We start from the raw sequence: 13,409 nt of genomic DNA, 5'->3' as shown, positions 1-13,409 counted from the left end.
TTCAGGCTCCTTTGCGGGCTTGCTTGCGTTCAAAGTTAGAGGTGGTACGGGCATTGCCACGGTTGTGTCGGTGGTGACGCATTGGCTCGACGTAGGCGCCGTTGCGCTGGCTCAATTGGCACACTTCACGCTCAGATTGAGCCACTTCCTCACGCCATTGATCGAGCTGGTCGCGCCAGTCCCAATCAGTGGTCTGGGTCTCTATGTCGTTCTTTTCGCTCGGTTGTTGGGCTAGGCCTGTGTCCCAGCGCTGCCAAAGGCGCAGCACGGCAGCTTGCTGTTTGGGTAGGAGCGGTTCAGGTTCTAGCGCTAGGCGCTCGAACTGGGCCGGGTTAATCAGGTACTGCGCTAAGTTGACGCCATGGCGGGCAATGCGCAGGGCGATGAAACGGTCGGCGTAGTGCTCAATGATGGCGTCGCTGTAGGTTCTCATTGCTGGTCTCCCGCGTTGGCCGCGCCTTTAAGCAGGTCACTGAGGCGCTTGGGGGCGTTGGCTTGCTCGGCTGCCTTGGTGGTGTGTCGTTGGCTTTTTTGTGGCGTGGTTACCGTGGCCTGACGGTTGGCCATGCGGGCATGTTCGGCCAGCACGTCATCGGTAGAGCGCTCACGCAGCGCTGCTGGGGCACGGTTTGCGGGTTGTTTGGCACCGCTCTTTTGAAAACCGTTACGCGCCTGCTCTTCGCGCTGCTTTTCCACGTCACCGGCGTGGCGATCGGCGCAGTTGGCGACGACTTCATAGAGGTAGCCGTGGCCGCTTAGCGGTAGGTTGCTGGGTGGGCGTTCCAGCAGCTGGTCTAGCGCCATCACCCACACCTTGATAGGCGCTTCACGGGTGATGCCTTTGCGTTCGATCACACCGCTGGTGATGGTCTCTTTCAGCTCGGTTAGCAAGCGGGCGCTTTTGGCGCTAGCTAGGGCACGGCTGGCAGGCCGGAACATACCGAGGTAGCGCACGATGCGGCTGCTCAGTAGCGAGGGCATTTCAAGCGCTGCCGCTAGCGCCTGGTTGTGTTCACCCTGGGTAACGAAGGCGGCCATGTCGCCGCTCATGCCGCACTCGGGGCAGGTGGCTTTAAGGGTCATTGGGTGTCTCCCTGCTGGCGGTCTGGGTTGTGCGGGCATGACTGGCAGTGGCGCCATAGGCGCATAGCCATGGGGTTATGGGTGGGCGCTGGGCGAGCGCGGTAGTCGCGGCACTGTTCCACGCTGATGATGCGCTGTTGTGCGGGGCATTGGAGGCCATCCAGCGCTTCCAGAACCTTCTTTTCGATGCTGCTAGTGGAGGGGCTGGGGTATCGGTTAGCCAGTGCCAAAGAGACCGCTGACCTGGATACCCCAATGCGCTCTCCCGCCATCTTGCGGTTGGTGGCGCGTACCTCATCAGCGAGCAGCGTGATCCAGCGGGGCGGCTCGATGCCCCAGTTGGAAATATCCACGGCGCGGGTGCGGCGAATGCTCTTGTCTAGGGGCGTGCTCATGGCTCACCCCCTTCTGTTTTGGTCACTCGCGAGTAGACGATTTCGCCGGTGTTGGGGTCGTAGAGCTGTTTGGTGCGGCGGATTTGCGGCGCCATGGGGCCAGACCAGCGGCTAGGCACCAGCTGGAAGCGTGCTGGCAAACCTGGCTTTGCTTCCCTGACGGTTTTCACGTACTCGGCACGGCTGAGCATGGTTAGGTATTCATCTGCAGCGGCGCGAGACACCGGCGTCACCGCCGTGCTGGCTGCATCTGCCAGCTCTTGCCCGGTGCAGGTGCCGATGATCTTGAGCGTGCGCCATAGCTGCTCGCGCCCTGGCGGTGGCGGCAGCGTGCCATCACGCCGTACGCGGGGTGCTTCGACGCCTACATCGCGCTGGAGCACATAAATAGCCGTTGTCGCAGGTGGCGCTTCAGGATTGTTGCGCACTAGAAAACCACCCGCGATCAGCGCCCGGAGGTAGTCGCTGATGCGGCTCTCACTCAGGCTAGGCTGCTGGCGCTTTAGGGCAATGCGGATGCCCTGCATGGTGATCAATCCATCTTCTAAATGTTGGTGGCGAATGGCGTCCCAAATGCGCTGGCGGGGCGTGACATCACCCGCCAGGGTGGATAGGGTTTTACGCTTTGCAACGTTCTTTAACGACATGCTTAGCCCCTCCGCGCCGGTGGCTGGCCGGTGTGGATATCGCGCTCACCCCATTCCCGCAGGCCGACCATCGTCCAGCCGTTAGCGGTAGCTTCGCTGTGGATCTGGTAGAGGTTGACGGCAACGCGGCGCAGGCAGCCTTTTACACGGTCGTTAACCGCTTCGAGCAGATCGTCTTCGATCTCAACATCGGGGTAGCTCTTTTCAGCCAGGGCGCGGACGTCATCTAGGCTGGCGGCTTGGGCGGGCACCCATTCCAGTACGCGGTTGTGCAGGCGTTCCAGGCGTGCCATTGACGCGGGCACGCGCTCTTCACCAATTAGAATCAGGGTGCCTTGGCTGGCGTTATAGATGTCGGTGAGAACGTTGGCGGCGGCTTTGTCGATGACGTATTGAACGTCATCCACAATCAGCGGGCGGCCTGAGCGTGAGAGCTGCTCGGCGATCTGGTCGACCATCTCGCTGAGCGTTTTCATGGGGATGATGCCCATTTCGCGTAGCACCGCGACCACAAAGGCTTTCTTCGTCCAGCTTTCGCGGCACTCGACGTAGTAGGCACGGTGCATGTTGGCGGCATAGGCAGCCGCTAGGCTTTTGCCGTAGCCGCTGGGGCCGTACATAACCACTAGACCAGGCAGTTCCGGTGGGCGGTTGGCGGCGCTTTCAACGGCTGCGGCGAGTAGCCCGACGTTCGTGAGTGGTACAATGGTGTTGACGCTCATAGTGCTTCCTTCTCTTAGGTTGGGGTGTCGTGGGCCGTGGTTCAGACGGCCCGTCGGGTGCGGGTGGGTTGCCGCCCACCTGCATCCATTTCTGCATCCATCACCTTGGCGATGGCTTTTAAATCACTGTGGTGCTGGTAACGGTCGTGCCATTCACGGGCGGCTTCCGGCACTTCCTCTTCTTGCTGAAGTTGGGCATCCAGCTTTTTCCAAAGCCGATAACGCTCCATCTTGTTGTGGGGTATCTGAAAGCGGGTGCCTTGATCCGCCAGTTGCTTGGCGTAGGCCCGGCCTGCGGCTGCCTGCTTTTCGTCTGATTGGCGGGCGGCTGGGGTAATCGTTTTGATTTCCACATCGCTGCCGGTGATCACCTTGGCTTTCTGCACCAAGCGGTTGAGCTGGCCTTTTTCGCGTTTTTCGGCGGCGCGCTGGATCATCGTGGCAGGCATGGCGGGGGTGGCGTTGCCGTCGAGAATGGCGTCGCCAAGGTGTTCGCCTTCCAGGGTGTAAACTCCGACGCTGCCGGTATCGCGGTAGTCCCAGGCGACGCGGATCTCTTCGCCGTGCATATCGCGCAGGGCATCCAGGAAGTAGAGGCCACCGTTGATGCGCACTTCGCCACGGTTGGTTTTGCGCACTTCTTGTGGGCGCATGAGGGAGGCGACCACATCAGAAGGCGCGGTCAGCGCTTCAAAGCCTTCTGCCTCGGCGCTCTTCCAGGCTTCCATGGGGCTTTGGTGGCGCAACTTGCCACTATCTAAGTCGCGTACTTTGGGCAGCCCTTTATGAGAGCGGTGGTTATAAACATCTAACGCATCGTTTAAGCGGTCGAAGAATTCTTGAAACGTGGGTATTAGCGCGGGCTTTAACCCCTGTTTAATATCGCGGCGGCTTAACTTGTGCGCTTTGGTTGCGGCTTCTTTATCCATGTCCGCGCCGATATAGCTGTCCATGGTTTTAGCCAACCGCACTAGGATGGTTTTGTGCGGGCGTTCAATCACGCCGCGTGCCTGTGAGTTATAAGGCAGCGAGTGGGTAATGGTGCCGCCTAAACGGTCTACCACTTCATAAACAGTGGCGTTGTCAAAGCCTGAGCCGTTATCGACGTAAAACAGATTGAACATGCCCACGCGGCTAACGGCATCGCGCAGCGCATCCAGCGTGGCTACGGTGGATTCGGCAAGGTTTAAGGCAAAGCCAACAATCCGGCGGGTTGCCCAGTCAATTATTAGCGTGATCTCGGGGCGGAAGGCTTGGCCGGTAAGCGGGTTGATCACTTCGGCATCAAAGGTATGGCCATCCGCTACCCAAACGTCGTTGGGCCAGAGGTCATCTGTTTTACGCCGTTTAAAGGGCTGTAGCGCTTTAAGCTCATGGGCACCCATGCGGCCACGCTCACGCGCTTCCGGTGAAAGCTTGGCAAGCCAGCGGCGCACCTGGTGTATAGAGGGGTGTGGCGGTGGGGTCTGCTCGACCAGCAATTGGTAAGCAGCTTCTACGCTGGGCTTCTGCGGCTTCTGGTAGCGCTTGAGAAAATCACCGGCCCAAACGGGCATGCTCATATCTGCTTGGCGGCGCTTAGGCGCAAGGCCGCGCTCGCCGTGCTTGCGAAAGTCAGCGATCCAGCGCTTTAGGGTGCGCTCGCTGAGGGTGCGGGTTTCGGTTTTACGGTCGTTGGCCAACACCACGCGCTGCTTTAGATACGGCGTTAGATCGTCGGCTTGGGCGTGAGCAACTAACGTTTCGATAGCGCGCTGCTGGCTGACCATCTTGCTCATGCGCTCAATCTCGCGAACGAACGCGACACGGGCCGTCATCACTTGGCGCTGGGCATCGGTTAGCTGCAGTTGGCCTGGACGCTGTTCTTCCTGTTGCGGCGCGACGGTGCTAACAGGCGTTGGCGCGGCGTTATCTGCCTGTGCCAAAAGCAAGGCGTTTTGGGTTTCGGTGGGCAGGACGGCAAAGGCGTATTCGTAACCGCCGCCGCGACCCATGCGCTTCTGTGCTTCCCAGCGCTGAGCGTTAGCTTTGGCCTTAACACCTTGGACGGTGCCGGGCATACCGGGCAGCCCGGCCAGTTCTTTGGCGGAGTACCAGTTCATACACGCCCCCGCTGGAATAGGCGGGCGTTGCACTCTGCGGTAGATTGGGAGGTGCAACCCAAACCCAAATCACCCTTAGAGGAACGCCCAATGGGAAAAGATGGCGCAGAATATGAGGAGTTAATGCGGGCGGTTCCCGTCATCGTCCGAGAATGGCTTGAGCAGTTACAAAGCACTGTTGATGCGCAAACGGATCTCATTGCTTATCTCCAGCTTGAGCGGCAAATGCGGCAGGAGATAACGCACAAACAGTTTCATGAATCGATTCAGAAGTGGGCTGCTCGGCAGGATTCTCGCGATAGTAACGACGCACACGCTCAACTAGCCGCTGCCGTTGTTCGATCTTTCGACGCTCAACAAGCTCAGCTAGACCGCATGTTACAAACTCATGCCCATACGCTTCATCAGCAGCGCGGGGACGATTAAACGGAAGGTCAGCTTCATCGTGGGGGATGTAAGTGCTGTTATCGGAGAGCTTCATTCCTCTTCTCCCATCAGCTTTTTCAGCTTGCGCAGATCCGCATTTACCCGCTCCTGAATGCGGGAAAGCTTCCCGTATTCGGCAGCTAGCGCTTCACGGCCATAGGCAACGCGCCCGCCGCGTAAGTGGACGATCCAGTCGGTGAAGACGTGGCTCTGGCAGACCTCTTCCAAAAGTGGAATGCGGTAGAAAGGAATGTTGTGGTCGGCGCGGCCTGGACTCGACCACGCATCCAGCATGTGCTTGGAAACGTCGTCACCTGATAGGCGGCTCATTTGCGCGGCAATCTCGTAGCGGTCTACCGGGCACTCTTTCAGCACTACCCCTGCCAGCTCGCTGACCTGGGCGGCATAGTTACCGCTGCCTGGCAGTGGTGTGACCGGCTCAGGTACCTCAAAGATGTCTAATGTTTGGGTATCTTTGACGCGCTTCATGGCTATGCTCCCTGCGCCATTTGACGATGCGCCGAAACGTTAGAAACGCTATGCTGTTCACATAATGTGTCATTGCGCTTTTCGGCACGGTTGGGCCGTTCACGGCACGGGGTGCCGTCATGGTTCCAGCGCTCTGGCCAAATGGCATGGGGAGCTAGCCCAAGCTTTTTGGCGATAGCGCGCTCCATACGTGGGTAGGGTGTGTACTTCACCAATTGCACGGCATTGCCTGTAACGCCCAGTTCGTCGCTTAACTTGCGCAAGCTAGAACCCTGGCTGCGGAGACGGTATTTCAACCACTCCCAACGCTGGGCAGGATTGATAGGAATTTCGTGGCTCATGGCGTCACCTCGGTGGCGTTTTTTGGGGTGTCTAACCTGTCGTTCCCCATAAACATAGTGCTATAGAAGTTGAAAATCAAGCGCTATAGAAGCTTTTCATGTTCTAAAAAGCTCGTTTTCTAGTTCCATAAAATATATTTTTTTAATATCAGGTAGTTATAAAACATGAAAGTAGACGCGGACGATCAGCAAACTCTTTCAAGTTCGGTCATAGAAGATGAAAGCGACACAGGTTTCGTAGATCGCTTGCGCGAGCTGACTTCTATAGAAGGCAGTGCGAATGCTTTAGCGAGAAAGGCTGGCATCTCTCAGGGAGGTCTTCAGCGTTACCTAAAAGGCGGGGAGCCAACTCGTAAAGTACTGATCAAGTTGGCGGATGCGATGGGGGTTGATCTCCTGTGGCTTATGACTGGCGAGGGATCAAAAGGCACAGCAAGACGTGATGTAGAGCTGGTTACGGAAGTTCCTGGCATGGAAGACTATGCCTTTGTTCCGCTGTATGACGCGCAGTGCAGCGCGGGTGATGGGGCTTGGAACGAGAACTGCCGTGTGTTGACACATATCAGCTTTACGCGCTATTCGCTGCGCAAGCAGGGGCTAACGCCGGATCACCTCTCGGCGATCCGTATTGATGGGGACTCGATGGAACCGGTGCTTCACAGCGGCGACACGGTATTGATTGATCACACCAGGACGACGATTGAGGGCGAGGGTATCTATATCTTGCGGCTGGATGGACACCTTTACGCCAAGCGGCTGCAGCGCCAGTTCAATGGCATTTCGATCATCAGTGCGAATAAGGAATATGACAAAGTGCTGGTGCCCCAGGATCAACTGCACGAGCTAGACATCATTGGGCGCGCCGTGTGGTCTGCTGGGTGGTTGTGAGGCAGTGCCAAACATCCAACAAAAAAGGCCGCTCCACGTAGGAACGGCCTCTTTTTCAATTTGCATGTCTTTGGCACTGTTGGTGTCTAATCTGCTCGCGCTATATACTGGAGTTGTGTTCGTAACCCTATGAATTTATGGCTCTAAACTTCGCCTCTCATCCCAGCTTATCCCTATTTGTTGTTTATAGTCCCACATTAGACCGCTGTGCCATATCTCCTGCTAACCCACATAAGTGTCGATCTGCCCGTGCAATTGGCAAGAGAGCTTTCTTTTTTCTCATTCTCGAAGGGATGGAAACTACTTGCAATTCAGCTATAAAGCCGTAGAATACGCATCCGTTGCGCAGCAGGACCATAGCTCAGTTGGTTAGAGCGCCACGTTGACATCGTGGAGGTCGGCGGTTCAAATCCGCCTGGTCCTACCATACTGTCTGCACACCGTTACTTTTAGATGTATATCTAGGACCATAGCTCAGTTGGTTAGAGCGCCACGTTGACATCGTGGAGGTCGGCGGTTCAAATCCGCCTGGTCCTACCAGATACTTAAAAGCCCCATGCTCTATAGCATGGGGCTTTTTTTATGGCTAGTGGATAAAGCGTGGTAGGTCTGTCTGGCGGATAAATGTTGCCACCAGTGCCTCAATTCCTGCCTGATCTTCTTGGCTAAAACGCGCGAGTTGGGGGCTGTCTAAATCAAGGACGCCCCAAAGGTGGCCATCAATCACGATGGGAACCACGAGCTCTGAGCGGGAGTCGGCATCGCAAGCAATATGGTCGGCAATAGCGTGCACGTCATCAACGCGCTGGGTGGCTTTTTGGCGAGCTGCGGCTCCGCACACGCCTTTGCTGAAGGGGATTGGGTGGCACGCAGGCTTGCCCTGAAAAGGGCCAAGGCAGAGCTGGCTGGGCTGGCGCTGGAGATAAACCCCTACCCAATTCAAGTCATCTAGCGCGTGGTAAATGAACGCGCAGGTTTGTGCACTGTTGGTTAGCCAGTCACGTGTATCTAGCAGGGCGTTAAGCTGCCGGTTCAGCAGCGCATAATCCACGCTATGCATAGAAATTCCTCATGCAGTTAAACAGATCAGGCCAGCCCTTAGGCTGGCCTGATGAAATGGCTAAAGTACGCCTTTACTGTTTATTCAATCCAGCCAGGAACGGCGGCACCCTTAAACAGCTCTTCTGCTTTTTCGATGACTTCATCGCGCTGGTAAGCGTCAACCAGTTGACGAATATCTTCGCGCTCTTCATCGCCGCCCCGTACTGCAATTAAGTTGACGTAGGGAGATTCGGGGCCTTCCTTGATGAGTGCGTCATCAAGGCTCAGGCCAGCCGGTTGGGCGAAGGTATTATTAATGAACGCCATGTCCACGTCGGGTAGTACGCGAGGTAGCTGTGCTGCCTCGATTTCGCGGAAACGGAAGTTGCGCGGATTTTCAGCGATATCGATAGGGGTGGCTTCCAGGTTGCTCGGATCATTCAGTGTGATCAGGCCCTGGTTGTGCATCAGAATAAGTGCGCGACCTTCATTAGATGGGTCGTTGGGCAGTGCAATTTGAGCGCCATCGGGCAGCTCTTCGATGCTGTCGTATTTTTCAGAGTAAGCGCCAATCGGGTAAACAAAGGTGTAACCCGCAATGGCAAGGTCATAGCCACGGTCATTGACCATCGCTTGAAGGTAGGGTTCGTGCTGGTAGGCGTTGGCGTCTAAGCTGCCATCAGCGAGTGCAGCGTTAGGGGTAACGTAGTCGGTAAACTCAATGATCTCTACGTTTAGGCCATACTCTTCTTTCGCAATCCGAGCTGCCACTTCCATGACTTCGGTTTCTGGGCCTGCGACCGTACCCATTTTGATAGTGCGTGTTTCTGCGTTGGCAACGTTTACTGCCAGGGCTAAGGCAGTCAGGCTGCCAATAAGTAGTTTTTGCATGGTGTCACTCCTGTGGCACAGTCAATGTTAGGTGTGATTATGAAGCAATAAAAAACAAAATTCTAATGCGTTTTGGTTATATTCGGCTATAGCAATAAAAGGCGCAGGCTATTATCACTTGCGGTCACTTTTGCGCACCAAATAGTCACCCAGGCTTTGAAAGCCTTGAACCATAACCACCAGAATAACAACGGTAATCAACATAATGGTGGGGTTGAAGCGGTTATAGCCATAGCGAATGCCTAAATCACCAAGACCACCACCACCCACAGCGCCCGCCATGGCAGAGTAGCTGACCAGTGTCACAAGGGTAATCGTTAACCCTGTGATGATGCCGCCCCTGGCTTCGGGAATCAGCACTTTGGTAATGATCTGCCAGGGGGTGGCACCCATTGATTGAGCGGATTCAATAAGCCCCGGGGAGATTTCGTTAAGTGCCCCTTCGATTAAGCGTGCCACAAAAGGGATGGCGGCAATGGTCAGCGGCACTGAGGCAGCATTAATGCCGATAGACGTGCCTACCAGCATGCGCGTGAACGGGATAATCGCCACCATCAAAATGATAAAGGGGATGGAGCGGCCAATATTGGTAACAATGCCTAGCACTTGATTTAACACGGGCATCGCGAGTATCTGCCTAGGGCGAGTCACGTAAAGCATGACGCCAAGCGGTAGGCCGAGCAGGGTGGCGATCACGCCTGAAATGGCCACCATGTAAAGCGTATCCAGCGTGGCCTGTAATATAAGATCAAACATTGCGCTGGACATGACCTAATACCTCTACCTGTAGTTGGTGTGCTTCTAAATATGCCATTGCTTCCTGAGTTTGCGCGGGACTGCCAAGCAGTTCGGCGATCATTAGCCCCAGCGTACGGTCTTGAATAGACTCGACCTTTGCTTGGAGTATGCTGACGTCAACACTGCACTCCCGCGCTAAGCGTGAAATAAGCGGCGTCGAAACCGCATCACCCGAAAACGTTAGCCGAACAACGGGGTGTGTGTGCTCGCTGGGTGTGTCGCTTAAACGCTCGATCAGCTCTTTAGGTGGGCTTAGCTGCAAAAAGTCATTCAGGAACTCACGGCCTAGCTGTGTGTTAGGCGCAGTGAAGAAGTCACCGACCTCCGCGTCCTCGACTAACTCACCGTCGGAGATAAGGCTTACTCGGTGGCAAATGGATTTTACAACTTCCATTTCATGCGTGATCAGCAAAATGGTAATGCCGAGCTGCTGGTTAATTTCTCTGAGCAGCTCAAGGATCGAGCTGGTGGTCTGGGGGTCAAGCGCTGAGGTCGCTTCATCGCACAGTAATACGTTGGGTTTGCTAGCCAGTGCGCGGGCGATGGCGACACGCTGCTTTTGGCCACCTGAAAGCTGGGCCGGGTACTGCTTGGCTTTATCAGATAAGCCCACTAGCTCCAGAAGCGGTAATACGCGTTCCTTTATGGCGCTGCGGCTTTCGCCCATTAGCTCAAGAGGCAGGGCGACATTGTCAAAGACCGTGCGCGTTGTGAGCAGGTTGAAGTGCTGGAAAATCATGCCGATGCGGTGCCTCGCGCGGTTTAGTTCGCCGCGGCTAAGGCGAGTCATTTCCTGACCATCGACGGACACGCTACCGGTGCTTGGTCGTTCAAGCAGGTTCACGCAGCGGATAAGGGTTGATTTGCCTGCGCCTGAAAGGCCAATAACGCCGTGAATAGTACCTTTGGGAATCGTTAAATTGACGTCTTTTAGGGCATGGACGGCACTACTGCCAGTGCCGTAGGTTTTACTAACGTTGCTAATTTCGATCATAGCGTCTGCCTTACTGGTAGGCCGAAGACGGAGTGCGAGGGAGCAAGCGTAGGGCGGGAAATAAAAAAAGGCCACCCTTGCGGGTGGCCATCAACGCTGGACACACCCTTTTAGCTGCACTTCACCAAGCCGTTGGCTCAGTGGACGCCCGCAATCTGGGTACAAATCGGCGTCATTACACATTTGCGGCGAAAGTCTAAAGAGTGATAAAGAGGTTGTCAATCAGTACCGTTCTATTTCATGTTTTGATGCCATGGGTTAGGTTTATTGCCTGATTTGCAGCTTTTTTTTAGTGTTTAATTCTGGCAGCTGACGTTACGGCGGCTCATTATCAGAAAAAACCGTTTCAACGCTTGTGTTAAAGCTTCTAGCTGCACAAGGCCTGTGTATTAGTAGTAAGCTTGCACGAAAATTTTAGTACCTGTTCTGTCTTTAAGACGTAGAGAAAGAGGGCATCGCAATATGTTTACTGGCATCGTGCAAGGTGTGGCTGAAGTTGTCGCTGTTAAAGAGCTGGAAGAGTTTCGCACTCATGTCGTCGCACTGCCGGAGGCTTTGCGCCAAGGGCTCACTATCGGTGCGTCGGTAGCCCACAATGGTGTTTGCCTGACGGTCACTGAGATAGACGGTGAAAATGTCAGCTTTGATCTGATGCGTGAAACGTTGCGCTTGACGAATCTTGGTGCAGTCGCACCAGGACAGTGCGTCAACATAGAGCGTGCAGCGCGCTTTGGGGATGAGATTGGCGGACACTCTATGTCGGGTCACATTATTTGTATGGCCAGTGTGGTGGCGATAGAAGAAGCGCCGAACAATCGTCGGCTGTGGTTTTCACTGCCCGAGAAAGTCGCGAAGTTTGTCTTTGAGAAGGGGTACATTGGAGTTGATGGTATTAGCCTGACGGTAGGTGACGTGCGTCCAGCGGTCGATGGTGCTGGCGTTGAGTTTAGTGTCAACCTGATACCAGAGACGCTGGCGCGCACCGTTTTAAAAGATCGGCTGTTAGGCGATTGGGTGAATATCGAGATTGACCCGCAAACCCAGGTCATTGTTGAGACTGTTGAAAGGGTGCTAGCAACTCATCGTTAATTGAATATTTTGCCTTACCGTTGACCGATCGGTTAGCTCATGGCCCGAAGTTTGCTATTCATAATAGATGGTGGGGTATTCTCACTAACGTTAGCGGCACACGGGGCACTCGCAACGCGCAGAGCCTTTAGGTAGTATGTGCGGCTTTTCTCGCATCAAGGGACGCATTCAGCGTAAGCGCGAAGGATAAAAACGACATGAAACTTCTGGACAACTACTTCAAGCTCACCGAGCAGAAGACCAATGTAAAGACCGAGGTGATTGCGGGGTTCACCACGTTTCTTACGATGGCTTATATCATTTTTGTCAATCCGAGTATTCTCTCGGAGGCGGGAATGGATTACGGGGCAGTATTTGTTGCGACCTGTGTCGCTGCTGCCATTGGCTGTTTTGTCATGGGGCTTTGGGCAAACTATCCCATCGCGCAAGCACCGGGCATGGGGCTCAATGCCTTCTTCACCTACGGTGTGGTGCTGGGAATGGGCTATACCTGGGAAGCAGCATTAGGCGCTGTCTTCTTCTCGGGCTTTGCGTTTTTTCTGCTGAGTATTTTTAAAGTTCGCGAATGGATCATTAATTCTATTCCACTCTCACTGCGTTTAGGTATTGCCGCGGGTATTGGTCTGTTCCTTGCGATGATCGCACTGAAAAATGCCGGCATTGTAGTGGCCAATCCAGCGACTTATGTGGCGCTGGGTGACCTATCACAGCCTCCTGCGCTGTATGCTTTGTTGGGCTTTTTCGTTATCACGGCGCTTTCTTACCTGCGCGTAACGGGGGCGGTGATGATCGGCATTTTAGGGGTTACAGTTCTTGCGATTCTGTTCGGCCATAATCAGTACGGTGGCATTATGTCGATGCCACCCTCGGTTGCGCCTACCTTTATGGCGATGGATTTGATGGGCGCACTGGATGTGGCCATGCTAAGCGTGATTTTTGCCTTCTTGTTTGTGGATCTATTTGATACATCAGGCACGCTGGTAGGTGTGGCGCATCGTGGCAAACTGCTGGATGAAAATGGCAAGTTGCCGCGTATTGGTCGCGCTATGATGGCCGACAGTACTGCGTCGATGGCAGGTGCTGCATTAGGTACTTCGACAACGACGAGCTACATTGAATCAACGGCAGGTATCGCATCCGGTGGCCGTACAGGTTTAACGGCTGTTGTAGTCGGTCTGCTGTTTTTGATTAGTCTCTTCTTCGCACCGTTAGCAGGTTCTATTCCTGCTTATGCGACGGCCGGGGCGCTTCTGTACGTGGCCGTTTTAATGGCAGGTAGCTTAGCTCACGCTAATTGGGAAGACCCTACCGATGCGGCGCCTGTACTGATTGCTGCCCTGGCGATGCCGCTAACTTTCTCAATCGCGGAGGGAATTGCGCTTGGTTTTATTAGCTATGTGGCGATTAAGGCGCTCTCGGGACGGTTTAGCGATTTGAACCCTGCCGTTATAGCGCTAGCACTGCTGTTTACAGCAAAGTTTCTTTTCCTGGGTTAATGACCCG

At 54.9% G+C, this 13,409-nt stretch carries 16 protein-coding genes and 2 tRNA genes; 5 read left to right on the top strand and 13 right to left on the bottom strand.

Annotated features, from left to right (window positions below; all coding sequences use genetic code 11):
* Position 1: 1 nt before the first annotated feature.
* From LOS15_RS07245 to LOS15_RS07205, 9 genes are all read right to left on the bottom strand, one after another.
* Positions 2-433, bottom strand: coding sequence for a hypothetical protein (locus LOS15_RS07245; RefSeq protein ID WP_263069182.1), 432 nt, complete (start codon positions 431-433; stop codon positions 2-4).
* Positions 430-1,083 (bottom strand): hypothetical protein, encoded by a 654-nt coding sequence (locus LOS15_RS07240; protein ID WP_263069181.1) that lies wholly within the window; start codon positions 1,081-1,083, stop codon positions 430-432. Before LOS15_RS07240 ends, LOS15_RS07245 begins: the two co-directional genes overlap by 4 nt.
* Positions 1,080-1,478 carry a hypothetical protein gene (locus LOS15_RS07235; protein ID WP_263069178.1) on the bottom strand — a complete coding sequence of 133 codons (399 nt, stop codon included), beginning with the start codon at positions 1,476-1,478 and terminating at the stop codon, positions 1,080-1,082. Before LOS15_RS07235 ends, LOS15_RS07240 begins: the two co-directional genes overlap by 4 nt.
* Complete coding sequence (locus LOS15_RS07230) at positions 1,475-2,125, bottom strand: hypothetical protein (protein ID WP_263069176.1); 651 nt, start codon at positions 2,123-2,125, stop codon at positions 1,475-1,477. Before LOS15_RS07230 ends, LOS15_RS07235 begins: the two co-directional genes overlap by 4 nt.
* A gap of 2 nt (positions 2,126-2,127) precedes the next feature.
* Positions 2,128-2,847 carry an AAA family ATPase gene (locus tag LOS15_RS07225; RefSeq protein WP_263069174.1) on the bottom strand — a complete coding sequence of 240 codons (720 nt, stop codon included), beginning with the start codon at positions 2,845-2,847 and terminating at the stop codon, positions 2,128-2,130.
* 41 nt (positions 2,848-2,888) lie between these two features.
* Positions 2,889-4,949 (bottom strand): DNA-binding protein, encoded by a 2,061-nt coding sequence (locus LOS15_RS07220; RefSeq protein WP_263069173.1) that lies wholly within the window; start codon positions 4,947-4,949, stop codon positions 2,889-2,891.
* Positions 4,950-5,145: 196 nt separating this feature from the next.
* Entirely contained in the window at positions 5,146-5,430 is a 285-nt protein-coding gene (locus tag LOS15_RS07215) for a hypothetical protein (protein ID WP_263069171.1), read from the bottom strand.
* Positions 5,427-5,864 carry a hypothetical protein gene (locus LOS15_RS07210; protein ID WP_263069170.1) on the bottom strand — a complete coding sequence of 146 codons (438 nt, stop codon included), beginning with the start codon at positions 5,862-5,864 and terminating at the stop codon, positions 5,427-5,429. The genes LOS15_RS07215 and LOS15_RS07210 overlap by 4 nt, the downstream gene beginning before the upstream one ends.
* 2 nt (positions 5,865-5,866) lie before the next feature.
* Positions 5,867-6,205: a transcriptional regulator gene (locus LOS15_RS07205; protein WP_263069169.1), complete on the bottom strand. Its 339-nt coding sequence runs from the start codon at positions 6,203-6,205 to the stop codon at positions 5,867-5,869.
* 165 nt (positions 6,206-6,370) lie between these two features.
* On the opposite strand from LOS15_RS07205, the gene LOS15_RS07200 reads away from it, so the two are divergent.
* From LOS15_RS07200 to LOS15_RS07190, 3 genes are all read left to right on the top strand, one after another.
* A complete protein-coding gene (locus tag LOS15_RS07200; protein WP_263069167.1) occupies positions 6,371-7,093 on the top strand; it encodes an XRE family transcriptional regulator in 723 nt (240 codons plus the stop codon).
* A gap of 350 nt (positions 7,094-7,443) precedes the next feature.
* A tRNA-Val gene (locus LOS15_RS07195) sits at positions 7,444-7,520 on the top strand.
* Between the two features lie 36 nt (positions 7,521-7,556).
* A tRNA-Val gene (locus tag LOS15_RS07190) sits at positions 7,557-7,633 on the top strand.
* Positions 7,634-7,679: 46 nt separating this feature from the next.
* Here the strand turns inward: LOS15_RS07190 and LOS15_RS07185 are convergent.
* The 4 genes from LOS15_RS07185 to LOS15_RS07170 all read right to left on the bottom strand — a co-directional run bounded on the left by LOS15_RS07185 (position 7,680) and on the right by LOS15_RS07170 (position 10,817).
* Positions 7,680-8,153 carry a GAF domain-containing protein gene (locus LOS15_RS07185; protein ID WP_263069165.1) on the bottom strand — a complete coding sequence of 158 codons (474 nt, stop codon included), beginning with the start codon at positions 8,151-8,153 and terminating at the stop codon, positions 7,680-7,682.
* Positions 8,154-8,233: 80 nt separating this feature from the next.
* Positions 8,234-9,025: a MetQ/NlpA family ABC transporter substrate-binding protein gene (locus LOS15_RS07180; protein WP_263069163.1), complete on the bottom strand. Its 792-nt coding sequence runs from the start codon at positions 9,023-9,025 to the stop codon at positions 8,234-8,236.
* Between the two features lie 114 nt (positions 9,026-9,139).
* Entirely contained in the window at positions 9,140-9,793 is a 654-nt protein-coding gene (locus LOS15_RS07175; RefSeq protein ID WP_263069161.1) for a methionine ABC transporter permease, read from the bottom strand.
* Entirely contained in the window at positions 9,774-10,817 is a 1,044-nt protein-coding gene (locus LOS15_RS07170) for a methionine ABC transporter ATP-binding protein (RefSeq protein WP_263069159.1), read from the bottom strand. Before LOS15_RS07170 ends, LOS15_RS07175 begins: the two co-directional genes overlap by 20 nt.
* 462 nt (positions 10,818-11,279) lie before the next feature.
* Here LOS15_RS07170 and LOS15_RS07165 point away from each other — a divergent pair, with 462 nt between their 5' ends.
* Together LOS15_RS07165 and LOS15_RS07160 are read left to right on the top strand one after the other, a co-directional pair.
* Positions 11,280-11,906: a riboflavin synthase subunit alpha gene (locus LOS15_RS07165; protein WP_263069158.1), complete on the top strand. Its 627-nt coding sequence runs from the start codon at positions 11,280-11,282 to the stop codon at positions 11,904-11,906.
* Between the two features lie 197 nt (positions 11,907-12,103).
* Positions 12,104-13,402: an NCS2 family permease gene (locus LOS15_RS07160; RefSeq protein ID WP_263069157.1), complete on the top strand. Its 1,299-nt coding sequence runs from the start codon at positions 12,104-12,106 to the stop codon at positions 13,400-13,402.
* Positions 13,403-13,409: the final 7 nt, after the last annotated feature.

The organism is Halomonas sp. 7T (assembly GCF_025643255.1).
Classification (GTDB): Bacteria; Pseudomonadota; Gammaproteobacteria; order Pseudomonadales; family Halomonadaceae; genus Vreelandella.
This window is presented reverse-complemented; position numbering and strand designations above follow the sequence as displayed.